The 25,697-nt window shown below is 51.0% G+C and carries 23 protein-coding genes; 11 read left to right on the top strand and 12 right to left on the bottom strand.

Annotated elements, in window-relative coordinates:
- The first annotated feature begins 169 nt into the window (after positions 1-169).
- On the top strand, positions 170-799 hold the full coding sequence (locus MPL1_RS10940; protein WP_009727196.1) for a helix-turn-helix domain-containing protein: 630 nt from the start codon (positions 170-172) through the stop codon (positions 797-799).
- A gap of 23 nt (positions 800-822) precedes the next feature.
- On the opposite strand, the gene MPL1_RS10935 is transcribed toward MPL1_RS10940, so the two are convergent.
- Entirely contained in the window at positions 823-1,218 is a 396-nt protein-coding gene (locus MPL1_RS10935) for a globin domain-containing protein (RefSeq protein ID WP_009727195.1), read from the bottom strand.
- Positions 1,219-1,503: 285 nt separating this feature from the next.
- Between MPL1_RS10935 and MPL1_RS10930 the strand changes: the two genes are divergently transcribed.
- The 3 genes from MPL1_RS10930 to MPL1_RS10920 are packed head-to-tail and all read left to right on the top strand — an operon-like array spanning position 1,504 to position 4,909.
- Positions 1,504-2,964 carry a circularly permuted type 2 ATP-grasp protein gene (locus MPL1_RS10930; protein WP_009727194.1) on the top strand — a complete coding sequence of 487 codons (1,461 nt, stop codon included), beginning with the start codon at positions 1,504-1,506 and terminating at the stop codon, positions 2,962-2,964.
- Positions 2,961-3,902, top strand: a complete 942-nt coding sequence (locus tag MPL1_RS10925; RefSeq protein WP_009727193.1) for an alpha-E domain-containing protein — start codon at positions 2,961-2,963, stop codon at positions 3,900-3,902. Before MPL1_RS10930 ends, MPL1_RS10925 begins: the two co-directional genes overlap by 4 nt.
- Positions 3,899-4,909: a zinc-binding metallopeptidase family protein gene (locus tag MPL1_RS10920; RefSeq protein WP_009727192.1), complete on the top strand. Its 1,011-nt coding sequence runs from the start codon at positions 3,899-3,901 to the stop codon at positions 4,907-4,909. Before MPL1_RS10925 ends, MPL1_RS10920 begins: the two co-directional genes overlap by 4 nt.
- Here MPL1_RS10920 and MPL1_RS10915 read toward each other — a convergent pair whose 3' ends face one another.
- From MPL1_RS10915 to MPL1_RS10885, 8 genes are all read right to left on the bottom strand, one after another.
- Positions 4,910-5,638 (bottom strand): proteasome-type protease, encoded by a 729-nt coding sequence (locus tag MPL1_RS10915; RefSeq protein WP_009727191.1) that lies wholly within the window; start codon positions 5,636-5,638, stop codon positions 4,910-4,912.
- Positions 5,639-5,734: 96 nt separating this feature from the next.
- A complete protein-coding gene (locus MPL1_RS10910) occupies positions 5,735-6,784 on the bottom strand; it encodes a DUF3080 family protein (RefSeq protein WP_009727190.1) in 1,050 nt (349 codons plus the stop codon).
- A gap of 26 nt (positions 6,785-6,810) precedes the next feature.
- Positions 6,811-7,305: an outer membrane lipoprotein gene (locus MPL1_RS10905; RefSeq protein ID WP_009727189.1), complete on the bottom strand. Its 495-nt coding sequence runs from the start codon at positions 7,303-7,305 to the stop codon at positions 6,811-6,813.
- 113 nt (positions 7,306-7,418) lie between these two features.
- Entirely contained in the window at positions 7,419-8,093 is a 675-nt protein-coding gene (locus tag MPL1_RS10900) for a DUF542 domain-containing protein (RefSeq protein WP_040577113.1), read from the bottom strand.
- A 119-nt stretch (positions 8,094-8,212) separates the two neighbouring features.
- Entirely contained in the window at positions 8,213-9,007 is a 795-nt protein-coding gene (locus MPL1_RS14395) for a heavy metal translocating P-type ATPase (RefSeq protein WP_200858802.1), read from the bottom strand.
- Positions 9,004-10,386, bottom strand: a complete 1,383-nt coding sequence (locus MPL1_RS14195) for a heavy metal translocating P-type ATPase (protein WP_200858801.1) — start codon at positions 10,384-10,386, stop codon at positions 9,004-9,006. The genes MPL1_RS14395 and MPL1_RS14195 overlap by 4 nt, the downstream gene beginning before the upstream one ends.
- A 48-nt stretch (positions 10,387-10,434) precedes the next feature.
- On the bottom strand, positions 10,435-11,292 hold the full coding sequence (locus MPL1_RS10890; RefSeq protein WP_009727187.1) for an HDOD domain-containing protein: 858 nt from the start codon (positions 11,290-11,292) through the stop codon (positions 10,435-10,437).
- Positions 11,293-11,335: 43 nt separating this feature from the next.
- Positions 11,336-14,680 (bottom strand): bifunctional diguanylate cyclase/phosphodiesterase, encoded by a 3,345-nt coding sequence (locus MPL1_RS10885; protein ID WP_235045579.1) that lies wholly within the window; start codon positions 14,678-14,680, stop codon positions 11,336-11,338.
- Positions 14,681-15,232: 552 nt separating this feature from the next.
- Between MPL1_RS10885 and MPL1_RS10880 the strand changes: the two genes are divergently transcribed.
- The 4 genes from MPL1_RS10880 to MPL1_RS10870 all read left to right on the top strand — a co-directional run bounded on the left by MPL1_RS10880 (position 15,233) and on the right by MPL1_RS10870 (position 19,261).
- A complete protein-coding gene (locus tag MPL1_RS10880; protein ID WP_009727185.1) occupies positions 15,233-16,039 on the top strand; it encodes an OmpA family protein in 807 nt (268 codons plus the stop codon).
- A gap of 113 nt (positions 16,040-16,152) precedes the next feature.
- Positions 16,153-17,793: an acetolactate synthase large subunit gene (locus MPL1_RS10875; protein ID WP_009727184.1), complete on the top strand. Its 1,641-nt coding sequence runs from the start codon at positions 16,153-16,155 to the stop codon at positions 17,791-17,793.
- A 17-nt stretch (positions 17,794-17,810) separates the two neighbouring features.
- Complete coding sequence (locus tag MPL1_RS14190) at positions 17,811-18,041, top strand: aldehyde dehydrogenase family protein (RefSeq protein ID WP_235045578.1); 231 nt, start codon at positions 17,811-17,813, stop codon at positions 18,039-18,041.
- Positions 18,041-19,261 carry an aldehyde dehydrogenase family protein gene (locus MPL1_RS10870; protein ID WP_235045577.1) on the top strand — a complete coding sequence of 407 codons (1,221 nt, stop codon included), beginning with the start codon at positions 18,041-18,043 and terminating at the stop codon, positions 19,259-19,261. Before MPL1_RS14190 ends, MPL1_RS10870 begins: the two co-directional genes overlap by 1 nt.
- 39 nt (positions 19,262-19,300) lie before the next feature.
- Here MPL1_RS10870 and MPL1_RS13320 read toward each other — a convergent pair whose 3' ends face one another.
- Positions 19,301-19,780 (bottom strand): Spy/CpxP family protein refolding chaperone, encoded by a 480-nt coding sequence (locus MPL1_RS13320; RefSeq protein WP_009727183.1) that lies wholly within the window; start codon positions 19,778-19,780, stop codon positions 19,301-19,303.
- Positions 19,781-19,968: 188 nt separating this feature from the next.
- Between MPL1_RS13320 and MPL1_RS10860 the strand changes: the two genes are divergently transcribed.
- Together MPL1_RS10860 and MPL1_RS10855 are read left to right on the top strand one after the other, a co-directional pair.
- Positions 19,969-20,652, top strand: coding sequence for a response regulator transcription factor (locus MPL1_RS10860; protein ID WP_009727182.1), 684 nt, complete (start codon positions 19,969-19,971; stop codon positions 20,650-20,652).
- Positions 20,649-22,004 carry a HAMP domain-containing sensor histidine kinase gene (locus MPL1_RS10855; protein WP_009727181.1) on the top strand — a complete coding sequence of 452 codons (1,356 nt, stop codon included), beginning with the start codon at positions 20,649-20,651 and terminating at the stop codon, positions 22,002-22,004. Before MPL1_RS10860 ends, MPL1_RS10855 begins: the two co-directional genes overlap by 4 nt.
- Before the next feature lie 52 nt (positions 22,005-22,056).
- Here the strand turns inward: MPL1_RS10855 and MPL1_RS10850 are convergent, their stop codons facing one another.
- Both MPL1_RS10850 and cfa read right to left on the bottom strand, forming a co-directional pair.
- Positions 22,057-22,524, bottom strand: coding sequence for a Dps family protein (locus MPL1_RS10850; RefSeq protein WP_009727180.1), 468 nt, complete (start codon positions 22,522-22,524; stop codon positions 22,057-22,059).
- Between the two features lie 212 nt (positions 22,525-22,736).
- Positions 22,737-23,927, bottom strand: a complete 1,191-nt coding sequence (gene cfa / locus MPL1_RS10845) for a cyclopropane fatty acyl phospholipid synthase (RefSeq protein WP_009727179.1) — start codon at positions 23,925-23,927, stop codon at positions 22,737-22,739.
- Between the two features lie 270 nt (positions 23,928-24,197).
- Here cfa and MPL1_RS10835 point away from each other — a divergent pair.
- On the top strand, positions 24,198-25,697 hold a 1,500-nt coding region (locus MPL1_RS10835; RefSeq protein WP_040577110.1), incomplete at its 3' end, for a methyl-accepting chemotaxis protein.

The following is a 25,697-nucleotide window of genomic DNA, read 5'->3' as shown; positions in this document are numbered from 1 at the left end:
TTTCACTGAATGAAACATTAATTGCATTTACTCACACCCTCGGGCAGACTGTCAACCGTTTGGGAAACTTTTTTTCCTCAAATGAATTTATTGACCCAATCACTGCTGACACAGCCGAAGGATCACAAAAACAGAGCCATGCAGCAGCCACTCAGCGGAGAACACGCAGGTGAACATCAGAGAAGAACTCAACAGCCCCGAAAGCACCGTCAAATCACTGGATAAACATTTGGGTAACACGCTGCGCAGCATCCGTCTGGACAACGGCCTGACCATTGCCGAGGTTGCAGAACGGGCCAATCTGAGCCGTGGCATGCTCAGCAAAATTGAAAACGGTTTGACCTCACCCAGCCTGGATAAACTGGAACAACTGGCAAATGCCCTCGGCGTCACACTGTCCAGATTGTTTAACGATTACGATAATCCCAAAGGCGGCGCCCAGTTCGTCAAAAGCGGAGAAGGCATGGAGGTGGTTCGACGCGGCACCAAGTCCGGTCATACCTATCAACTGCTGGCCTACGATCAAGGGCCCAACAAACTGTTCGAACCCTTTCTGATTTCGCTGGAAGAAGAAAGTGAAGTCTTTGCCCCGTTCGAACATCCCGGCACCGAGTTTATCTACATGCTGGAAGGTCGGCTGGAATACACCGTCAGTGACGAAACCTATTTGCTTGAGCCAGGAGATTCACTGACCTTCAACGCTGAACAGCCGCACCGGCCAGGCACCAAGCTGCAAATGCCGATTCGCTATCTGGCCATCATCTACTACGACAGTCTGGATGAACGTGATAACCGCTGACTGGTGTTGTCAGACCGTGGCAATTATTGATTGATCAGCAGTCGCGCCATGGGCGTGAAGTTATCCATCAATTGCTGCTTCAGGGCTGCCGGATAATCAAGCTTGTCCAGTGTGATAGCCATACAACTTAGCCAGGCCGAAACTTCGGCCTCACCCAGCTGGACGTGGGCGTGAATCTGTCGAACATTGGAGTGGCCCCATTTTTCAGCATAGAGACGTGGGCCACCAAACAAACCGGAAAAGAAATTAAACTGCTCCATGCGCGCATGTGCCATGCCATGACCACGCAAGTGCAAAAGAAGCACTGGCCGGCCGACTTCTGTTGTTTCAATGGTCTGGCAAAAGGTTTCAACGAAGGCCCGAACACCCTCGGCGCCGCCCATTTGCTGATAGATACTGGCATGTTGTTGAGCAGGCATTGTGGCCTCCCATCATGTATTTCAGGCTTGTGTTTTTCTGCAACCCCCCAGCCCTTCAGCAGGCCGATAAGCTGCAGATCTTCCACCCGCTCAGCATAGGCAGCCGGCTTCACCGCGCCAATACTCCAGAATCATTACCACCAAATAAGTATTTGTATTACTTGTTAATTCGACAATCGTTAGCTTCTCACAACAGAACTGTTCTGGATAAAGCTGGTCCGCTAACAGAGGGCATAGCTTTTGCTAGAGCATTGCTGATATCCAACACTAACGGGACGACCCAGCATGATGCATATGTGGCGTGACTATAATCCGGGCGAATTTCATGACGAATTGATGGCCGGGCCTTATCAGCCCCGGCACTTTAGTTATCGACTTCTGGACTACCTGCAATCCATGCGCCGTGAGGCTTTCGAGCAGCGTGTGGCCGATTCTGAGCTGGAGATGCTGGAGCGAGGCATCACCTTCACCGTCTACAGTGATGCAGGCAATATTGATCGCGCCTGGCCCTTTGACATTATTCCCCGAATGATTGCCAAGCGAGAGTGGGACTGCACTGAAAAGGGGCTGATCCAGCGAGTGCGTGCCTTAAATCAGTTCATTAACGACATCTACAACGAAGGCCAGATCATCAAGGATGGTCTGATTCCTGCCGATGTGGTCTATCAATCCAAAGGCTATCGGCCTCAATGTCGCGGCATGCAACCGGCGTTTGGCGTCTGGGCACATATCTGTGGCTCTGATCTGGTGCGTGACCACAACGGTACGCTGTATGTGCTGGAAGACAATCTGCGGGTGCCTTCCGGTGTCGCCTATATGCTGGAAAACCGCAAAACTACCAAGCGAATTCTGCCAGAGCTGTTCAAACTGCTGTCCATCAGTCCGGTGAATGATTACCCGACACACCTGGCGAGCATGCTGGCTTCTTTGCGTCCCGAACTGAGCCAGCCCACCATGGCACTGCTCACTCCCGGAATCTACAACTCTGCCTACTACGAACATGCCTCGCTGGCACAGCAGGCCGGTCTGATCCTGCTCGAAGGCGCTGATTTGCTGGTCGGTCAGGATGGTTATGTCTATATGAAAACCATTCATGGCCTGGAGCGGGTGGATGTGATTTATCGGCGTATTGATGATGACTTCATCGATCCGCTGGTATTTCGGGAGGATTCCGTACTGGGCATTCCCGGCATCATGCAAAGCTGGCGTGACGGCAAAATCGCCATTGCCAACGCGCCTGGATGTGGTGTCGCCGATGACAAGGTCATTTATGCCTATGTGCCGGAGATGATTCGCTACTATCTGAACGAAGAACCCCTGTTGCCTAATGTGCCGACCTGGTTGTGTCGTGATCCGGATCAGCTAGCACATGTGCTCGACAACCTGCCGGATCTGGTGGTGAAGCCGGCCAATGAGTCTGGTGGCTATGGCATGCTGGTAGGGCCACATTCCAGCGAGGCCAAAATCGAGGAGTTTCGTAAATTACTGCAAGAAGATCCTGATAACTACATTGCCCAGCCGACATTAAAACTGTCGGTTTCGCCGACCATCGCAGGCGACCATGTCGCTCCCAGACATGTCGATCTGCGGCCATTTATCTTGTCGGGTCGTGATCATTACGTCACCCCCGGAGGTTTGACCCGGGTGGCGCTGGTCGAAGGCTCGCTGGTGGTGAACTCTTCTCAGGGGGGTGGCAGCAAGGATACCTGGGTGGTCGATGAAAATGGCTCAGGAGTCAGTCTATGATGTTGTCACGAGTTGCCGAGCGTGTTTACTGGCTGGCGCGCTATCTGGAGCGTGTTGAAAACACAGCACGTCTTATCAATGTCCACACCAATTTGTTGATGGATCTGCCTGCTGATGTCGAAGTAGGCTGGTTTACTCTGGTGACCATTTTTGATGGCGAATTGTTTTTCCACGCCAGTTATGACGAAATCAATGAAAACAATGTGATGCATTTTTTACTGGCCGATGAGAATAACGCCATTTCGTTGATTAACTCGTTATCGGCCTTGCGAGAAAACGCCCGAACGTCGCTGGATATTCTGCCGGAGGAAACCTGGGAGCAGGTCAATGAGCTGTATTTGCTGGTGAAAAGCGAGCTGTCTGCCATCAGCAATCGGCGGCGACGTCAGAAGTTGTTGCTGAGTATGTCTGAACGCTGCCAGACAGTCTGGGGCATACTGGCAAATCATATGAGCAGAAATCATGGCTATTATTTTATGCAGACCGCCAAACATCTGGAACGCGCCGACATGACCAGCCGGATTCTTGAACTGGCTTCGCTGCTGCTGGCTGAGAATCGCAGTCAGTCGATGCGCGCTGTTGAAGGCATTTTATGGAGTCACTTACTTCGCGCGCTGAGTGCCCAGCAAATGTTTACCCATAGTCGTAACAACGATGTAAATGCCGAGGCCGTGCTGGCATTTTTGTTGCGAGATTCGGCTTTCCCACGTTCATTGTTTTTTTCACTGGGCGCGATCAATCGCTATCTGAGTCCGTTGCCCGGTGCCCAGAAAGTGATTGACCATCACCGGCAAAGCATTGAGTTCATGTTTGAAAACCCGCAGGAAAACCTGCCCGCAGAGGAAATTCATAATCGAATGGATGCACTGCAAATTCGTCTGGCCGGACTGAACACAGCCATTGGTCAGCAATGGTTTTATCCGGTTCATAGTTCATGAAGCGATTTTTCTGCACCTGCGGTCAGGAGATATTTTTCGAGAATACTCACTGTAATCGCTGCGGCAGTCTGCTGGGCTTTGATCCCGAATCACTCGAACTGCATGCGATTGAGGCATTGCCTGATAGTCGTGCCCGCACCATCAGTGGCAAAACCTATCGTCGCTGCGCCCACCATCAGCACGACATGCAATGCAACTGGTTGATGGCCGATGATGAGTCACAAATTCAATGCATCTCCTGTCGGATGACCCGGGTTATTCCTGATCAAAATCTGCTCAGAAATGTGCGACGCTGGAGCGTGCTCGAATCCTCAAAAAAACGGATGCTGCATGGCGTACTCAGTCTTGGCCTGCCGGTTCAACAACGCAACGGTCAACCACTGGAATTTCGCTTTCTTGAGGATAAATGGAGTAACCCGGAAGTGCAGGATGAACAGGTGCTCAGTGGACATCTGAACGGGGTAATCACACTGAATGCCGCAGAAGCTGACAGCAGCTATCGTGAAGCCACTCGCGAAGCCATGAATGAACCCTATCGAACCCTGCTCGGGCATTTTCGTCATGAAATGGGGCATTTTTACTGGGATCGACTGATTGCCAACTCTCCGTCACATGCCGCATTCAGAAAGTTGTTTGGCGATGAAACCACGGATTATCAAGCCGCCCTTCAGCACTATTATCAGCATGGTCCAAGACCGGATTGGCAGGAGTTTTTTATTTCGGCCTACGCCAGTGCCCACCCGCTGGAAGATTGGGCCGAAACCTGGGCACATTATCTGCTGATGCAGGAAACACTGCAGACCGCCGTGTCGTTTGACATGATTACGCATCCAGAAAACGAGACCGACTTTCAGGAGTGGTTGTCGGAATGGTCTCAACTGGTGGTGGTGCTAAACGCCTTGAATCGCAGTATCGGCAATGCCGATGCCTATCCGTTTGTTATCTCAAAACCGGTCCAGCGCAAACTGCATCTGATTCATCAGTTGATTCATAGTAACAATCGCTGATTATTGCTGCTGGCCGAACCTTGGCATTTCTGCAAAAGCTTCTCTGAGTCGCTGGCCCCAGGCTCTACGCAATTCCACCAGATAGGGGTGCTCTGCTTCAAAACGCTGGTGATAACTCAGATCATAACTGTCTTTCTTGTATATCAGCACTTCAATCGGTGGCCCGACGCTGACATTGCTCTGCATGGTGGAATCCATTGATATCAGTGAGCAGGTCGCTGCATCCAGCAAAGAGGTTTCCGGGCGAATGAATCTGTCCAACACCGGTTTACCGTATTTACTCTCACCGATTTGCAGATAAGGCGTTTCACGTGAAGTGGTGATGTGATTGCCTTGAGGGTAAATCATGAAGGCTTGCGGTGGGCCACCCTGAATTTGTCCAGCCAGCAACAGAGTTGCCTCGGGCGCAAAACCCGATGCTTCATTATCGGAGTAGCGACGTATGCGGCTGCTAAGAATCTCGCCGACATAATCGGCGGTGTCCGACATGTAGCTGAGCGTATTCAGGTTATGTGGCTGCCCTTCACGAATATCGCGATTGAGCTGCTCAATCACAAACTGAGTTGTCGCGAGATTACCGGCACTCATCAGCACCAGACTTCTATCAGCATGCGTTTCACAGCGGGTCATTTTGCTGTAAACACTGACTTGATCGATGCCGGCATTGGTTCTTGAATCTGAGGTCAGAACCAGTCCTTCATCCAGGTTAATGGCTAAACAGTAAGTCATAGGGTCCTCTGCTGTGACCCAATAAAGATAGTCTGAATTATCCGGCAGAGCAATGCTGATGTTAGGCGCTGTATGGCTATCGGAATAACAACCACGTTAATGCCCCGGACGCATACCGCACTGATCCAGCAATTGCTGCCACAACTCCGTATGTTGTTGCACGGCGTTATCCAGTTCGCCCCAAAGATTCTGCTCAGAGCGAAGCAAAGTTTGCTGGTAATAATCCTGCATGCTGTCGGGCATGATCGCTGCCTGCTGCTCCGCCAATTGTGCCAGTGCCGAAAACAGTTGTTCTGCTGCCCGGTGCACCGAGGAAATATAGGGCTGCACCTCACCAATATAAACACTGAGAAACATGCCGTGCATCTGTCGCGCCCGCTGATTGGGTGTGCCCTGATAACACAGCGGCGCATCGGTCAGTCTTTGCTTTAATAATTCGCTGGCATCATCCAGCCGGGTGGTTAACAATCGGGCACTGTTCAATAGCTGGCCGCCATCAGAACGATACTGCCATTGCTGATAAGCGGCGGCGACCGGAGCCAGATCTTGCGGGTGATCGCCCGCAAGCAATAACTCGAACCGGCGATGAATATCCTGCAGTTGATCCACCAAGAGGCCGACCCCTGCCATACCTGCATCGACCGGATAACGCCCTCTTGAGGGAGACAACAGGTTTTCAATTTCCGGCACTGTCCAGGTCGCATTCCAAATGACTTTCGGCAGGTTTTCCTGCTTGTGTTGCATGACCGCCTGTAAGCGTGCGCGGCGCTGCTCATTGGTAATTTCCGGCAAACAATCCTGTGCGGCTGCAAGAAACTGCAGCTCGTATTGCAACAGGTTCAAAGGTTGCATCACGCGACCAAGAATAGCCGTTCGCTCACCAATGACATGCTGCAAATCACAACCATAAAAGGCCAAAAAATCCAGCATACCAAGGTCAACCGCTTCAATCTCCAGGCGGCGATCACGCATACGCGGCAGTCTGGGCGAGGCTTCGATATCACTCAACTGAGTATCAAGATTCAATACCCGGGCCAGTCGTTTGACATACTCTTCCATCAGGCTGTCTGGTTTTGCAAAGGGATCACAAGCAGACAACAATGCCGCCAGTACCAGCACAACGACCAGAGTCCAGTGACGTTTCATGACGTCAGTATGCAGACGCTATCCAACTAGCGGGGCACCACTCTCACGTAGCCGCGCTGACCACGCATTAAGTGGGCAGGCGTACCGGCAGCCAGACGCTCTTCTGCACTGCGAACCGCCTGCACAACGGCGATGGTGTCGCCATTATCCTTGCTGAGGATATATTCAACACCCAGGCTCGAGCGTGATTTTTCGTCAATAAACTGACCGGCCAGCGCACCACCCACCAAGGCCACAATGGTGATGGCAATACCTGCCGGATTATCCGCTTCGGTGATGCCGTATGCTGTTGCACCGGCAACTGTTGCACCAATTGCAGCGCCCCAGCCGGGACGAGTTCCTTCTCCCATGCCTTCGATTTTGACCATTCGCGATGAGTTGACGACCACATTTTCAACCGACATTACGCCACCGACCTCATCGGCGTAATACTGACTTTGAGAGCGTGAAGCACAGGCGGCCATGAGCGGTAAAATCAGCAAAAGCACCAGCCATTGTTTGCATGTTCGGGCAAAGGACATAAAAGACTCCGGAAAAATCGTTTTCAATGATTCTATGACTCGTGCCGAGTCAATAAAATCCGCAAACGCCTATTGCGGTAAAAACGCTGCTGGCTGGGATATCTACTCAGCTATCAGGCAAGTGATCTGTGGCCGTGCTCGACACGGGCAAACAGAATGTCATTTTCCAGTTGAATATGTTGTTGGAGATCCCGGTGCAGCCATTGCAGATTGTTGTACAAGGCCTGCCATGTGATTGAGGCATCGCGTGGCGGTGTAAATTGATGGGTGATTTGCTGCAACTGTTGCAGATCTGCCTGATGCGCTTCATCTTCCTCGCGCATCCGTGATAGCGGTGCCAATGCCGAACGGTTGGTGCCCGACAAAATGATCGGAAACAGCACTTGTTCTTCTTTTTGCATATGCGTTTCCAGCGAAAACTGCATATCCATCAGAAGCAGGGCCAGGCCACTCGGGCAAGCTGCATGATTGGCATTATCCAGCTCAACCCGTTCGGCAAGCCGGATAAGTTCGGGAAACTGCTGCCGGTGCCGCTCGTGATAACGATGCAAAATGTGCGCAATCAGGGTGTCACTGTCATATTGCGACCAATCGGTATCATCGGCCTGCGTCTGATACTTGGTCAGGGCACTAATCAGCGCCTCGATATCCAACTGTCTTGCAGCGGCGGCTTCTGCCAGTGTTGTCTGGCCAGCCTGACAGAAATCAAGCTGATGTTTGAACAATACTGCGGTGGCTCCGGGATAGTGAATAGCCAGTTCTGCCAGCCGCCACTGTGCGAGTGTCATATCCACTGCTGGGATCTCCTTTGGAATGACTTTCGCTAATCATAGGCAAATGCTGGCTGTCGCAAATCGAAAAACACGCTTAATTTGATCTGGATCAGACTCTGTTTTGTTGGGCCGGTTTACCGACCGGGTCGCCAGCGGCGCAACAGCAAAGCGTTGCTGACAACGCTGACTGAACTCAAGGCCATGGCCCCACCGGCAATCATCGGGTTGAGAAAACCAAAGGCGGCCAAAGGTATGCCGCACAGGTTATAGATAAACGCCCAGAACAGATTCTGGCGAATTTTTCGATAAGTGCGTCTTGAAATATCAATGGTGGCGGCGACCAGGCCCGGATCGGCTCGCATCAGGGTGATATCGGCAGCATGCATTGCCACATCAGTGCCGGTTGACATGGCAAAACTGACATCCGCCGAAGCCAGTGCCGGTGCGTCGTTAATGCCATCGCCGACCATGGCGACAGGTTGATGGTGCATCCTTAAATCCTGCAAGGCCAGTGCTTTACTGTCAGGCGTTTGGTCGGCCAGCACCGTGTCGATTTCAAGCTGACTGGCCACCTTGGATGCAGCAGCCTCATTATCTCCAGTCATCAACACCGTCATAATGTTCATGGCCTGCAACTGTTGCACCGCCTGGCGGCTGCCTGGCTTGATGGCATCGGCAAAAGTCATACACCCTAGCAGCCGAGCCGGATGCCCCGCGGCCAGCCAGGCAACACTGTCCTGCTGACTGCTACTGACCAGCATCAACTCGGCCAATGCCGTTTCACTCAGCCCCAGTGATTTCATCAAAGTATGATTGCCAACCCATACGGCCTGTCCCTGCACTTGTGCATGTAAACCCTGGCCTGCAATTTCCGTTAACTCTTCTGCTGGCAGCGCATCGATAGATCGCTCAATGGCCGCCTCCGTCACGGCTCTCGCCAAGGATGATGACTGGATTGTTCAAGGCTGAAGGCAAGTTGCAGTAACTTGTCAGCACTATCATTTTCAGCGACATGAACAGAAGTGAGTACTGGCTTGCCCTCTGTCAGCGTGCCGGTTTTATCAAACACCACGGCTTTGACGCGATAAGCCTGCTCTAAGGCCTGTGCGTCTTTGATCAAAATGCCAAAACTGGCGGCAACGCCTGTGCCCGCCATAATTGCAGCCGGTGTCGCCAGCCCCAATGCACAAGGACAGGCAATCACCAGTACCGACACCGCATTAATAATCGCTCGTTCCCAGCCAGCGCCGACAAACAGCCATCCCGCCAGGGTCAACAGGGCAATCACCACCACAACCGGCACAAAGACTGAACTGACCTTGTCCACCAGCCGCTGAATATCCGGCTTGGCAGACTGGGCATCTTCAACCATTCTGATGATCTGTGCCAGCACCGACTCCGCGCCGACCGCTGTGGCGCGAACCGTGATCAAACCATCCAAATTGACAGCGCCGCCGGTCACCTTGTCATCGATGTGTTTTCTGACCGACCGGCTCTCACCGGTCAGCATCGATTCATCCACATGGCTATTGCCATCAATGATGATGCCATCGGCGGCGATGCGTTCGCCGGGGCGGATCATAAACACATCATCCTGGCGCAACTCAGCAATCGGCAAATCCATAACCACTGATTTCCTGACGATTCGAACGGTATCAGGCCGAAGCGCCTGTAAGGCCTGAATGGCTTCAGTGGTTTTTCGCTTTGCCCGGGCTTCCAGCCAGCGGCCCAGTAACACCAAGGTGATGATGACAGCTGAGGCCTCAAAATAGAGATGCGTCTCACCATCCAGATGCAGATAAATGGATAGACCATATGCGGTCGAGGTGCCAATCGCCACCAGCAGATCCATATTGCCGCTGAACCGACGGACAGCGTTCCAGGCATTTTTGTAAAAGTCTGCAGCCAGCCAAAATTGCACCGGCGTTGCCAGTGCCCATTGAATCCAGCCATTCAGCAGCCATTCATAGCCAAACAACATTGGCAGCATCGGCAAAACCAGTGGTGCGCTCAACAGACTGGCGACGATGACTTTCCAGCCTTTGTTTGAGTGCTTTGCTGTGCTTAAGGGGTGTAAGGCATCAAGCAATTTCGCCTGATAACCCGCCTTGTGCAGTGCCTCTATCAATTTATCAGATGGAATTGCCGAGTTGAGCTTGAACCGAGCTTGCTCTGAGGCCAGGTTCACTCGAACACTGCCTGCGTCCACTTCGGCAATTGAGCGCAAAGCTTTTTCAACCCGACTGACACAGGAAGCACAGGTCATTCCCTGAACTGAGAGTGTCACTTCCTGTGCGGCTGTTAACATTGGCTTCTCAACCTCAAAAATCTGTCATAAAGACAGAAGTTGGGGGCGCTAGAGATCAAACTCAATAGCAAACCGCTCTGCCAGATCTGCGTGCAGTTCCTGATAATCGAGTTCACTGAGTTTAAGCCAGTCCAATGCCTCAGCAGAAGCAAGTAACCATTCACTATCCGGCTTCTGATATTTCACATGACTGAGGATATTACTGGCCAGTTTTATCATTGCGTACAGGGTCTTTTGGCTGGCTGCGACCGTTTTATCTGACAAGAAACTATCATCATGATGCCTGAGTATCAGCTCAATCAAGGCATCGGGGAAATGCCAGGATTTAGCAATAAAGTAGCCGATCACCGCATGATCGGTTGGATAGAAATCATTTTCAACCGCCGTGAATACACGCTCTGGACTGTTGTTTGCTGTTTGCAAAACCTGTTTGTAATCCGGATATTTCATCGCCATCAGCGGAATACCGCAATCCCGAAACAAGCCAAAGCTGTGGGCATCTTCTTTTGGACAACTGTCATCCCCCATATCAAGCGCAGCATGCAACATCAACATCATTTCGGCCGTGTGGCTGGCCTGATCCCAGAACTTTTCCAGGGAGATACTGGCTTTGCCGGACAGGCATTTTCGCAACTCGAAAAAATTAACCAGCGTCTCAATGGCATCCATACCCAGCAGCACCACTGCACTTCGAATATCTGAAATCTTATTGGGCAACCCAAATTGAGCTGAATTGACTGTTTTCAATACATTTGCCGCCAGCGCAATATCCCTGGAAATGATTTCAGCAAAAGCCGTCATTGAAGGCATTTTCTTGGCATGCTCATTTTTCAGGGCTTGCAATATCGCAGGTTGCGGCGGGATCTGAAATCCGCTCGGCAAGGTGTTTTCTAACGTTGCTGACATTAATATGCTTCTCTGTACTATGTGAATAAGGAATTTTGCAGGATCAACTTTCTGGATCTGATACTGCCCGCTCCAGGGTTTCGTTTAACTGCTGATAGGCATCATCCAGCCCCTGAATATCCCGTGTCGTCAGGGGTTCATCCGAGTGCAGACTGGCATGTTTGAGTCGTTCGGCGGCCTTGTGAAGTTCGCTATGAGCTAGTTTGAGAGAATGCAGCCAGTCACTATCAAACAGCCCCTCGATTTTGGCTCGCCGCAACCAGACGCCACAATGACACTCATGCGCGTGAATAATTGGCCAGGCTGCTTCTGATTTTGGCTCACTTAGTTTCTGACTCAACTGCTGATACCAGTGTCGTGTGGTCAATTGAAACAACTGCAGATCCCGATCAGCAGAACTGAGTGTCGCGGCAGCAAACGCCAGCCATTGCTGATTTGGCTGATAGTTTTGCAGCCAGCCAGCCACCTCCTGTGCGGGCATTGGCCTGGCGATGCCATAGCCCTGAGCCAGTTCACAGCCCATCATCAGCAACATCATGCCGTGACTTTCGGTTTCTACGCCTTCAGCGACCAACTGTCTGTTGAAGGCCTTTGCCAATCCGATAACACCGTCAACAATCGTGTAGTCATGCGGGTCATCCAGCATGTCTCGAACAAAACTCTGGTCAATTTTTATCGTCTGTGCCGCCAGGTGGCGTAAATGTGTCAGCGATGAATAACCGGTGCCAAAATCATCCAGCGCAATCACTACGCCAAGTGCCTCACATTGCTTGATGACCTGACCTATCGCCCGCACGTCTCCCAAAGCACTGCTTTCCAGAATTTCCAACTGGACATTCCCGGCTTTGAGTTTGGGATATTGGCTCAGTCGGTTGGCAAGATTGCTGACAAAATCCTTCGACTGCATATGTTGAGCAGCGATGTTGATGCTCAACAGTAATTTATGTCCCTGATCCTGCCATTGTTGAAGCTGCTGCAGTGCCTCTCTGATCACCCAGTCACCCAGTTCATTTTCCAGAGTGCTGCCAGCCAGCGCCGGTAAAAATGTGATCGGTGCCTGAAGCCCTTTTTCCGGGTGACGCCAGCGAATCAGTGCCTCAACACCAACCACAGCACCGGTTTTCATATTGACTTCGGGTTGATAGAAAAGCTCAAACTCACCGGCATCCAGAGCTTCTCGCAGCCGAACCAGCAGGTTATGGCGTTCTATCGCCTGCTGATTTTGCTCGGGATTAAATAATCGATAAGTATTTCGACCCGTGAGTTTTGCCTGGTACATGGTCTGATCAGCATGGCGCAGCAAGGTATCGAGATCCGAATCGTCTTGCGGATAGAGTGCAACGCCACTGGAGGCACTGATTTCAATCTGCTGACCATTAATGAAATAAGGCTTGGCGAGCGCATGGTGAATACGCTGCAGCATCAGTTCACACTGCGAGTAGCTCTCAAGGTCACGAAACAAAATGGCAAACTCATCACCGCCAAAGCGGGAGATGGTGTCTTCGTCTCGAACGATTTCATCAAGCCGTCTCGCCACCTGAACCAGCAATTGGTCACCCACTTCGTGGCCATAGTTATCGTTGACCGGCTTGAAATTATCCAGATCAAGAAAGCAGACACCCAACCAGGTGTCGGTTCGTTTGCTGTGCGCCAGCGCCTGAGAGAAACGATCGGCAAACAGTACCCGGTTTGGCAACTTGGTCAACACATCATAGTGTGCCATCAGCTCCAGAGTTTCCTGCTGCTGTTTACTCTGTGTGATGTCAGAGAACAGACCGACGTAGTGTCGTGCCTCATCGTGATCATCGCTGAGCGCTGAAATAGTCAATAACTCAGCGTACAGCTCACCATTTTTCTTACGGTTCCAGACTTCCCCCTGCCAGTAGCCTTGATCCTGAATATCCTTCCACATCAGCGCATAGAATGTCGGCGGATGCTTACCCGATTTGAGCAGTGCAGGTGTCTGACCCAGCACTTCTTCCCGCGGATATCCAGTGATCTCGCAAAAGGCCGGATTAACATCGAGAATGACGCCATGCACATCAGTAATCATGATGCCTTCATGGGCCTGAGCAAACACTCTGGCGGAAAAACGCTGTTGTTCCTCAGCCAGTTTTCTCAGGGTGATATCGTAGATTACCAGCAACAACTCATCGCTGTGCGTATCTTTGAGAATTGAGGTGCTCAGTAGCGCATGGCGTGTCTGTCCATTGCTGCAGGTGATAGTGAGTTCATTATCAATCGTGCCGGCACTGTTCGAGGTGTTGCCGCTACGTATCCAATCTGCAATTAGCCGACGACAGACATCGCTTACTGTAGTCTTTTGCCACCATTGATTCAGATCAACGAGTTGTTCTGCTGAGTAGCCATAGCTATCCGTGAAAGCCTGATTGGCAAAGTTAATATGACCCTGACGATCAATCATCAAATATGGCACTGGTGAGTTTTCTATCAGCTTACGAAATTTAAGATTGGCCAGTGAAGCCGCAAACATGAAGCGAATAAATCCCAGAAACACTGCAAACACGATCAACGCGACCCCAAACACCAAAACACGGATCTGCCAGGCTGTCCGTGCTGGCAGCTCCCAGCCACCGAGTGGTTGCGCTGCCAACTGCCAATGACCCTCCGGTAATTGCAGATCCATCAGCATCACCGGCTGTTCAAAAAGGGCCGCATCCCCCCAAAACACCTCTCCAGACTCGCCGAGCCCATCTTTGCCTCGAATAGCCATTTCCACTGGCATTTGTGATGCAATCAAACCGCTGGCCTGGAAAAACTGTTCGGCATCGATGACCGCTGATATCAGTCCCCAGAAATATTCCTCGCCATGCTCATTTTTCAGAAAAACCGGGATCCGGGTAATTAGCCCCACTCCTCCTTGAAAGAGCTCAAGCGGTCCGGCCAACACCAGTTCACGATTGATTCGGGCTCTTTCTGCAGCTTCAAACTGTTCTGGTACCTGACGATAATCGAGCCCCAATGCGGCTTCATTGCCCTGCATAGGGTACATGTAGCGAATCACCATCTCCGGCGCGGCTGCGATATTGCGCAACTGAAGCGGTTCGTTAAACAGATGAGCCATGGCGACTTCAAACTCTGCTTCCGTCAATTCAGGTTTCACCGCAAACACTGCGGGCAAACCGCGAACCGTTTGAATATGACCCTGGAGATTAGTGACCAGTCGATTGTGGAAGTGACTGAGACTCTGCTGAGTTTCGGTAACAAGACTGGTCATATGACGCTGTTGCAGCAGATGGTTGACGTAAATCGCACCAACCAGCAGCAGCACCCCAATCACTGCCACCATGCATCTGTAGATGCCGCGGGTGGAAAACGGCCTGTCCGTATGGCCTTTCATCTGGTTTGCGTCATAGCTTTTAATCACTGCCCTGTCATGGTCTCAGATGCTTGTCCGACTGATAGCCAAGTGTGGTAATCGAGAATACAGCCGCATCAACGACCTGTCTGAGTTTAGTTGATGCAACGGCGCATCAGCGCGGATCATGCCGATTGGCGAAAACATTGTGCACGCCCTAGTTTAAGCGCAGCGGCGTGTACTGTGCAATTGTAAGGGCAGGCTGGAATACCATTTTTGCCAGAGAAAACTATGACTGAGAATCGACATAGTTTGTTCGATTGAATTCATCACATAATCACAAGAGCCATGCTCACGCTCAGCTCAGAATTGCTAAGCCGTTGTTTAGGAAACTTTTCTCCGTCGCAATGGCCATTCGAAATTGTGGACAAGTTGCTGTACCTGAGCTGCAGAGTCCGCTAAAGTGAAGGCTGTCCGATTAGCCAATAGCCAAGCCAGTGCTGTTGATCTTTAATTTTCCACTAGCCTGAGTGGAAAGGCAGTCACCCAAAGTGGTGCCCGTGAAACAACAGACCCTGGGTTATTAAAAATAGAATACTGCCCGGATAGCCGGAGTCGAGCATGAGTGAGGCAGCACAGGAAACACCACGAAAACAACCTGATAAGAAGGTAATCATTATCCCGCGCTATATTGCGACCATGGCGGACCTGATGACCTTGTTACTGTGTTTTTTCATCTTGCTGTTGTCCATGTCTGAAATCGACATCATCAAATATCGCACCATGGCCGCTTCGATGGCCGATGCCTTTGGTGTAGATGCCGAAATCGATCCGCTGGAAATTCCGATGAGTACCTCGGTCATCTCGCAAACATTTTCACCCAACCCTACCGATGATCTTCCATTGGATGTGCGTTATCAGGCTGTTGATCCGGATCAGGCGCATTTACGTACAGATGATGTTGAAGTCTTCATGCAGGCCATGCGAAATCAGCAAGTCGCCACGCTTCGCGAGTTACTTCAGGATGAAATTGCCCAAGGTATGCTCAACATCGAAACTCGGGAAGACAGAATTCTGGTCACCCTTGAAGACCAAGCCTCTTTCCCCTCAGGTAGTGCTGAACTCAAGCGTGAGATTATGCCGGTGCTGGATGTGATTGCCGGAACACTCTCTGCCATTGATGGCATGTTTGTTGTCTCCGGACACACAGATAATGTGCCTTTGGCAGGAGGGCTCTATCGCTCTAACTGGGAACTTTCTGCATCACGGGCGACGTCTGTTGTACATGAGCTGATAGAACGCTCTGCATTGCCAGAGAACCGTTTTCGCATAGAAGGTTATGGTGATACCCAACCGGTGGCTGAAAATAACTCTCCAGAAAATCGAGCTCGCAACCGGCGAGTGGAAATTGCTGTCACAGCCTTCTGACAAGCTGGACACCATCGCTAAAATCCGTCACGTCAAGCACAACGCTGTGTTAAAACAAGAGAAGCCACCTGAGCTGGGTGACCATCCATGGACAAACTCACAGGACGCCACCAATGAAGACCGCCGATCTTTTTGTCAAAGCCCTTGAAAACGAAGGTGTTGAGTATATTTTTGGCATTCCGGGCGAGGAAAACCTGGACTTTCTGGATGCGCTGCAACACTCATCAATCAAACTCATTGTCACTCGCCATGAACAAGGAGCAGGGTTCATGGCTGCCAATTATGGTCGCCTGACCGGCAAACCGGGGGTCTGTCTGTCCACGCTCGGCCCAGGCGCAACCAATCTTGTGACACCCGCGGCCTATGCCCAGCTTGGCGGTATGCCGATGTTGATCATTACCGGCCAAAAACCTATCAAGGCCAGCAAGCAGGCTTTGTTTCAGATTATTGATACCGTCAACATGATGCGCCCCATCACCAAGTTCACCAAACAGGTGGTGCATGGCAATACCGTTGCGGCCATTGTCAGAGAAGCGTTTCGCATTGCTGTCGAGGAGCGGCCTGGCGCTGTCCACATCGAACTGCCAGAGGATATTGCAGCAGAAGAGGCTTCCGAGCGAATTTACACTGTAGAAAATATTCGTCGGCCCGATGCTGATAATACGGCCATCAAGCAGGCCATCGAAATGATCAGCTCGGCGACAATGCCTCTGGTTCTGATTGGTGCTGGCGCCAACCGCAAACGTGCCAGTAAGGCGTTGACCCGTTTTGTCGAAAAAACCGGTATTCCTTTTTTCAATACGCAACTGGGTAAAGGCGTTATAGATGAACGGCATGACAGCTACCTCGGCACAGCGGCATTGTCTGAATCTGACTTTTTGCACTGTGCGATCGATCGAGCCGACTTAATCATCAATGTCGGCCATGATGAGGTTGAAAAACCGCCTTTTTTCATGTCTGATGGCGGCGCAAAAGTCATCCATATCAATTTCAATGCCGCTGAAGTGGACCCGGTTTACTTCCCGCAACTGGATGTCATCGGCGATATCGCGACGTCCATCAATCGCCTGACCGACAAACTCACTCCACAGCCACATTGGGACTTCTCCTACTATTATCGGGTCAAGCAGGAAGTTCAGGAACGCTTGTCACATTACAGCGAAGATGACCGTTTTCCGGTCCTGCCTCAGGCGGCTGTTGCCACCATTCGCCGATGCATGGGGGAGCAGGATATTCTGGCACTGGACAACGGCATATACAAAGTCTGGTTTGCCCGCAATTATCCCTGTTACGACAACAACACCTTGTTGCTGGACAATGCTCTGGCAACGATGGGTGCCGGCCTGCCAACTGCAATGATGGCAAAACTGCATCACCCTGAGAGAAAAGTGATGGCGGTCTGTGGCGATGGCGGCTTCATGATGAATTCTCAGGAGCTGGAAACGGCGGTCAGACTTGGCCTGGATCTGGTGGTGGTCATCTTCAACGACAATGGTTTTGGCATGATCAAGTGGAAACAGCAAGGCATGGGCTTCAAGGACTTCGGACTCAGCTTTGGCAATCCCGATTTTGTTAAATATGCCGAATCTTATGGTGCCGTCGGCCATCGACCCGAGAGCTTTCCAGAGTTTGCCCGTATCCTGGAACAATCGCTGAATAGCAAAGGCGTGCATCTCATTGATCTGGCGATTGATTACTCTCTAAATCACTCGATTCTGCATGAGGGACTCAAGCAGAAAATCTGCATTCTTTAAAACTTCAGGAAGTAGCCATGTCTTCACGCGAACACTTTCCACTGCAAATTCCGGGCATCACCCCGGGCAAAGGCCAGCAAGTCGAGGTTGTCTCGCCATTTGACCAACAATTGTTAGCCACCGTTGAAACCGCAGACGCAACCGCTGTTGATACCGCGCTGAATACTGCCTATGCACTATATCGCGATCGACAAGGCTGGCTGCCGGTTCCGCAACGACTGGCAATTCTGGAAAAGCCCTGTCGCTGATGTCAGATCAAGCAGACGCACTCGCCAGAGGTGCTGCCGCAGAGGGCGGCAAACCATTAATAGACTCACAAGTGGAAATGGCTCGCTGTATCGATAGTATTCGCCACTGTATGGACACGCTGCGTCACCAGACCAGTGAGCCGGTGCCAATGGGCGTCAATGCCGCCTCCAGACATCGATTAACAATTGTCCATAAAGAACCGATTGGAGTGGTGGTAGCCATCAGCGCCTTTAATCATCCGTTGAACCTGATAGCACATCAGGCTGGCCCTGCGATTGCAGCAGGCTGCCCGGTGATTATCAAACCAGCGGAAAATACGCCGCTTTCCTGCTTTCGTCTGGTCGAGATATTCCATCAAGCTGGTCTACCCAAGGCATGGTGTCAGGTACTGGTGACTGAAAATCATCAGGTCGCCGAACAACTGGCCACAGACAGTCGTGTGGCTTTTCTCAGCTTTATTGGCAGCGCCAAAGTTGGCTGGTACTTACGTTCAAAACTGGCACCAGGCACTCGCTGTGCACTGGAACATGGAGGCGTCGCGCCTGTGATTGTTGATCAACACGCGGATATCGAAGCTGCGGTTCCGGGACTGGCCAAAGGCAGTTTTTATCATGCCGGGCAGGTGTGTGTTTCCGTGCAACGCATTTTTGCCCATCAGTCACTCGCCAGAACCTTGGCTGAAAAACTGGCGGCAGCAGGTAAGCGCATGATCGTTGGCGACCCGCTTGCTGCCGATACCGAGGTAGGGCCACTGATTCGTCCTGATGAAGTTAAACGGGTGCACGCCTGGGTTGAAGAGGCCATCGCCGCCGGCGCCGAATTATTATCAGGCGGTCACAGTCTGGACAATCACTGTTATGCACCGACGGTGCTGTTCAACCCAACCGCCTCAGCCAAAGTGTCGCAAATGGAAATTTTCGGCCCTGTGGTCTGTGTCTATCCATTTTCTGAACCAGATGAGGCACTGCAAGCGGCAAACAGTTTGCCATTTGCGTTTCAGGCAGCGGTTTACAGCCAGAATATTGATGCTGCGATGTACTACGCCGAACGTCTCGATGCTTCAGCAGTCATGCTTAATGAGCACACGGCTTTTCGGGTGGACTGGATGCCCTTTGCTGGCCTGAAACATTCAGGCCATGGGGTGGGCGGGATCGCCCATTCAATGCGGGATATGCAAGTAGACAAAATGATCGTGCTGACCTCGAAGAGCATTCTCTAAAAAACAAGGCCCGCTGTTGCGGGCCTGTTGAGGGCTAACTTAGTTTATGTATTTTTTCCGTTGGCCAGCGCGATCACGATACTCAGCCATTTTTTGCATGATCTCTGCTTGCTGTTCCGCTGTCAGCACCTGGAAAATGGCATGATTCAACTCAGCTCGCTGCCTTGCATGGGCTTTGAACGAAGCCGCTGAGTTTTCCAGCATCTCATCAAGACGCGCCTGGTCAAGCGTGTCGGCAAAGCTCAATTGGCGGAAGGCCTGCCACTCACCGCGCTTACTACGCATTTGTTCGCGAGTCTGTTCACGGTGTTGTTGCATCAGGTGACTGATCTGCTCGTTTTGCTCCTGTGTCAGATCTACTGATTTTAGATAACGTGGCATCATGTCTGCACGGTGGTGACGCGCTTTACCGGCGCACTTTCCTTCACGCTCTTTGTGAGCGCCATGATCTTCAGACATCACCGGTGCAGCGAGGCTCAGCGCCGGGATAAGAGACAACATTAATGCAAATTTTTTCATTGGATACTCCTGTGTGTTTAAAACGGTCAGGTCCGATTTTGTAGATTGACCAGACTTGACTGCAGTATCCATCATGAAACTGTAAACGACTGTTTTAGATTGTAAATTCAAGTAAAACATCAAGCTAAGCGTGGCCGTAGTGACAGGCAGATATATTATGATCCAGACATCAACACCCGGACAACGATATGGCACACATACTGATAATTGACGATGATGAAATTTTGGCCGGCCTGTTTCAGGATTATCTCGAAGGAGAAAAATTCACCGTCGTGACCGTCCACACTGGGGAAGAGGGCCTGCAACTCGCACTGAATGGCCGCTTTGACATGGTCATTCTGGACGTCATGCTGCCTGATATGAGCGGCAACGATATTCTGAAACAGTTGCGCCAGCAGAGTAATGTGCCGGTGCTGATGTTTACCGCCAAAGGTGACGACGTGGATCGCATTCTTGGGCTGGAGGCGGGTGCGGATGATTATGTCCCCAAGCCCTGCACACCGCGCGAGCTGATTGCCCGCATCAAAGCAATACTGCGACGAACGGAGTCCACCTACTCCCAGGGCAGCGACCACTGCATTGAGATTGGCCCCTTGCAGCTTTGGCCCCAACAAAGAAAGGCCCATTGGCACCAGCAATCCCTCGAGTTGACCAGTACAGAATTTAACCTGATTGAGACACTGGCTCGGCAGGCCGGACAAGTCGTCAGTAAAAACACCTTGTCCGAAAAAGCGCTGGGACGGCCTCTGGCCCGTTTTGACCGCAGTATAGATGTGCATATCAGCAGCATTCGCCATAAGCTCGGACAACGGGAAGATGGGCATGACTGGATTCAGACCGTGCGCGGTCAAGGCTATCAATTGATTAAATGATGAGTCGTTTATTCTGGAAGTTCTTTTTTGCCTTCTGGCTGGCAGTGCTGGTCGCTGGACTCAGCATTGGGCTTGGGGTGCAATTACGACACAACGCAATGCAAGAACAACAACAAGCTGCGCCAATCCAGATCAGCCGTCATGCCTCCGCGTTGATCTCTGTGGCGGAGAGCATCGGCGACTATGGCGGACGTGATGCACTTAGCCAGTTTTTGCTTGATCAACAGGCCGTAGCAAAGCAACCGTTAATGGCAGTTAACGATAACGGTCAAGAACTGCTGGACAGAGAAGTGAGTGAACATGCTATCGAAACCGCTCGTAATTTCCTGAGTCAAGAAGGCTGGCCCCGTCCGGTCAGACAGGTGCAACTGGAAGATGGCGAGCGTTATCTGTTGTTTATCGCTCAAAGTGAAGACATGCCCTCCGATATGCCGCGCTGGGAACAACGAAAACGCCCGCCACCGACACCCAGCGTGATGATTATTGCCTGGAGCTTATCTGGCCTGATATTCAGTGCCCTGCTTGCCTGGTGGTTTACCCAGCCGATACGACACCTGCGCAGAGCATTTTTGAACTTTGCTTCAGGAAAACTGGAAACCCGTGTCGGCTCTGCCATGGGCAAACGTCGTGATGAACTGGCCGAACTGGGACATCAATTTGACGAGATGGCTGACAGAATCAGTCAGTTGATTGGCGCACAACGACAACTACTGCACGACGTTTCGCATGAATTACGCTCACCTCTGGCCCGCATGCAGGCGGCCATTGGGCTGGCAGAACAAAATCCGGCTCAACAAGCAGCTGTGCTGGAGCGAATAGAAAAAGAATCTCAACGTATTGACGTATTGATTGGTGATTTACTGAACTTGTCCAGAATCGACACCGGTGTGGATAATTCTCATGCGCTGGAAACCATAGACATTGCTGAATTAGTGGATGAAATTGTCGAGGATGCCCGCATTGAAGCTCATCGCAAGCAACAACAAATTCAACTGCATCGACCCGAGCGCATCATGGCCACTATTCGCCGCAACCTGTTTCTCTCTGCGGTGGAAAATATTCTGCGCAATGCCGTGAAATACAGTCCAGAAAAGTCGCTGATCGTAGTTGAGCTGCGTTATGACGCCAACAAACTGACTATTCGCGTCACGGATCAGGGTCCAGGGGTTGCTGAAACCGCTTTGGACAAGATATTTGACCCCTTTTATCGCGCCAGCCAATCATACGCCCAACAAAGTAGTGGCCTTGGCCTGACAATTGCTCGCAGGGCTGTGCATGCCATGAACGGTAGCATCGAGGCGCACAACCATGCCCAAGGCGGCCTTGAAGTCATCATCAGCTTGCCCGTCTGAAACAAAAAGACCGCCTGAATAGCGGTCTTTTTGGATCATGTCTAAAGTCGTGTTACTGAATGGCTCTCAACATCCATGCTGTTTTCTCATGGATACGCATTCGGTCTGAAATCAACGCCACAGAAGATTCATCATCACCCTCTTGAGCGACTTTGAGCGCTTCTCGACAGGTTTTCACCACCAGCTCATGGCCGTGATTAAGAATTTGAACCATTTCTTTTGCTGAAGGCACACCTTCGACTTCTTTGATTGAACTCAACTGTGCAAACATCTTGTAGGTGCCGGGAGCCGCCACACCAAGAGTACGAATTCGTTCTGCAATATCATCAACCGCCACGGCAAGCTCGGTGTAGTGCTCTTCGAACATCAAATGCAAGTCACGGAACTGCGGCCCGGTAACATTCCAGTGGAAGTTATGTGTTTGCAGATATAGGGTGTAGGAGTCTGCCAGCAAACGTTTTAACTCCTCAGCGATTGCCTTGCGGTCTTTCTCTTTGATACCAATATCAATTTTGCTCATTGCTTCCTCCTGAATAAAAATTCACTCCAAATCGCAGGCCTTTCAAGTCCGCTCATTGACTGTCAGTGTTGTTGGGACTGACCTCAGCGATTTTAAATGGCTGCCCGATTAATTCGAGCTTTAGACATAATGGTAATCGACCACCGCGAAAAGGTAAAACAAGTTATTTCCATTAAACTAATCGGCCAAATCAATCAGTCTGCATTCAAGTCTCAGCGGATAGAACGATAGATTGGCTGTCGTCCACGCTTACTCAATACTAACTGCCAAAGTTGCCCCTGACCGGAGCGGAAAAAACCGGCACAACTGTGTAGATAATACTTCCACATTCGGTAGAAACGCTCGTCGTACTTATGTTTGAGCTGCGGCCAGGCCTGGTCGAATCGTTGCCACCAGGCCATCAGTGTCGGGTCGTAATCGGCACCAAAATTATGCCAATCCTGCAAAACAAAACGCCCATTCAGGGCCTGACTTAATTGTTCAGCGGAAGGCAGCTTGCCATTGGGGAAGATGTATCGGTCAATCCATGGGTCCACATTATGTGAGGTTTGATCGATGCCGATGGTATGCAGCAGAAACAGACCATCATCTTTGAGCAAACCAAATGCGGTATCAAAATAAATCGGGTAATTTTTAGGGCCAACATGCTCAAACATGCCCACCGAGACCAGCTTGTCAAATTGTCCCTGGAGCTGCCGGTAGTCCATCAAGTCGATAGTAACCGGTAAGCCCTTGCATCGTTCGCGAGCCAGTCGCTGCTGTTCTTTGGAAATAGTAATGCCATGCACTTCAACACCGTAATGCGTCGCCGCAAACCGGGCCAGGCCTCCCCAGCCACAACCAATTTCCAGCAGTTTTTCCCCCGGTTTCAGTTCCAGCTTGCGACAGATCATGTCCAGCTTGTTGAGCTGTGCCTGCTCGAGTGAATCGGCATGTTGCCAGAAGCCGCAGGAGTAGCTCATGGTGCTGTCCAGCATTGCCTCGAAAATATCATTGCCAATGTCATAATGCTTTTCACCGACTTGGGTGGCACGGTGACTGGCCTGCAAATTACAGACATTGTGTCGGATGATTTCAGCCACCAGGCGAAGCCTGGCCCAGCCAGTGAGTTTTTTTTCAATATCGGCAGACATCAAGCGGCAGAACAAGGCGTCGAGCTCCATGCACTCCCACTGACCATCCATATAACTTTCGCCAAAACCCAACGAACCATGGGTCAGTGTTCGGCGATAGACGCGCTCATCAAACACCTGAATATCCCACGGCGCTTCGCCATTAAAACTGACCCCGGCCTGTGCTGCCAGTTCTGCCAGCACTGCGGGCGGTGCATAGGTCTGGCTCTGGCTCGGCATTTCTTCAGTCAGATGCTGTTGACGATGCTGCGTATCTAGCTGCTTGGTCATATCAGTCTCTCTTGTGCGATGAAACTCCGCTTTTCAAGCTAACCCTAACTCAAAAAATATCTGTTTTGAATAGGTAAAGTACTGATTAAGAGAATTTTTTCATCAGACAAAACTTTGTAGTGAGCAATATTGGATGTAACCTCCAGTGATGCCCATCTCAAAAATGACAAGAGGTGCTTTTTGTCGTCTGACAGAATCACTCTCATGCACTGCAGATCATGCATGGCATAAAGCTTGCTGATATTCTGAGTGATAGCGGAGTCACGAAACATGAAAAAAAACTTGCCCATCACCAATACCGAGAGGCCTTTCCCTGACGGTGAGGAAATCATATCCACAACCGATATGAAGGGAGCCATCACCAGCTTTAACAAAACCTTCCTTGATATCAGTGGTTTTTCGGAAGAAGAATTACTGCACAAGAATCATAACGTCATCCGACATCCGGATATGCCACCGGCAGCTTTTGCCGAGTTGTGGCGGCAAGTTCAGGCCAAAAAACACTGGATGGGTATCGTCAAGAACCGCTGTAAAAATGGTGATCACTACTGGGTGGATGCCTACGTCAGCCCGATTCATGAAAACGGACAGGTCACAGGTTATGAATCTGTCAGATTCAAACCCGACCGGGATCAGGTGAAACGCGCCGAAACACTCTACCATCGAATCAATGCTGGCAAATCTGTCAGAACCAGCTCGCTGCTCGAGCACCTTAGTCTGAAGCACCGCGTATTATTTCAGTTTCTACTGGCACTGTTTGCAGGTGCGCTCACCACTAACCTGCTGACTTTACCTTCGATGATGAGCAGTCTGGCTGGCTTGGTAGTCAGTTTGCTGGTGTTCTTCATTATTGGCAGCTGGACATTCAAACCGCTCAATCAGGCCGCCGCCAAGGCACGACAGACAATAGATGATCCAGTGATGGCATTGGTCTATACAGGCCGCTCCGATGAAATCGGTCTGTTACAACTGCCGGCCATCATGCAAGAGGCCAAACTAAAAACCATACTCGGCAGATTGCGAGAGACGGCCCATGAAATCGAGCAGGACTCAGATGATAGCGCCAAGTCAATTGCCGATATCAACGTCGCCATCAAGGAACAAGCGGCTGAAACTGACCTGGTCGCTACCGCCATGACCGAAATGACCGCTAGTGTACAGGAGGTTGCTAATAATGCTGCCTATGCTGCGGTTCAGGCACGTGAGGCCAATGAGCAATCATTGAGTGGTGTGGACAGCGCATCCAAAGCCGTGGACAGTCTGGGTGAATTGAATCAGGCCGTACAAAATGTCGCCAATGTAGTGTCACAGCTGGATCAGGACACCAAAAATATCGAACAAATCATCGACGTGATCAAAAACATTGCCGACCAAACCAATTTACTTGCTTTGAATGCCGCGATTGAGGCCGCGCGAGCAGGCGAACATGGCCGAGGCTTTGCGGTGGTTGCTGATGAGGTCCGCTCACTTGCCAGCAAAACCCAACAGTCAACGGAGCAAATTCAACACTTGATAGAAAATCTCAATCAGGCAGTCACCAGCGCCGTCAGAGTGATGGAACAAAGTCAGCAAACCACAACCGAGAGTCAGCATAACGTCTCCGCCGCCATTGAAGCGCTGCAACATATCGCCGAACAGATCAGTGGCATTAATGATCTCAACACACAAATTGCGACCGCTGTTGAGGAACAGAGCGCAGTCAGTGAAGACATCAACAGAAATATTGTTCACATCAGTGATCGACAGGTCATGCCATCTCAGGTGCAATCA

This window comes from Methylophaga lonarensis MPL, from assembly GCF_000349205.1.
Classification (GTDB): domain Bacteria; phylum Pseudomonadota; class Gammaproteobacteria; order Nitrosococcales; family Methylophagaceae; genus Methylophaga; species Methylophaga lonarensis.
The sequence above is the reverse complement of the archived record's forward strand: the minus strand, read 5'-3'. Positions and strand labels throughout refer to the sequence as shown.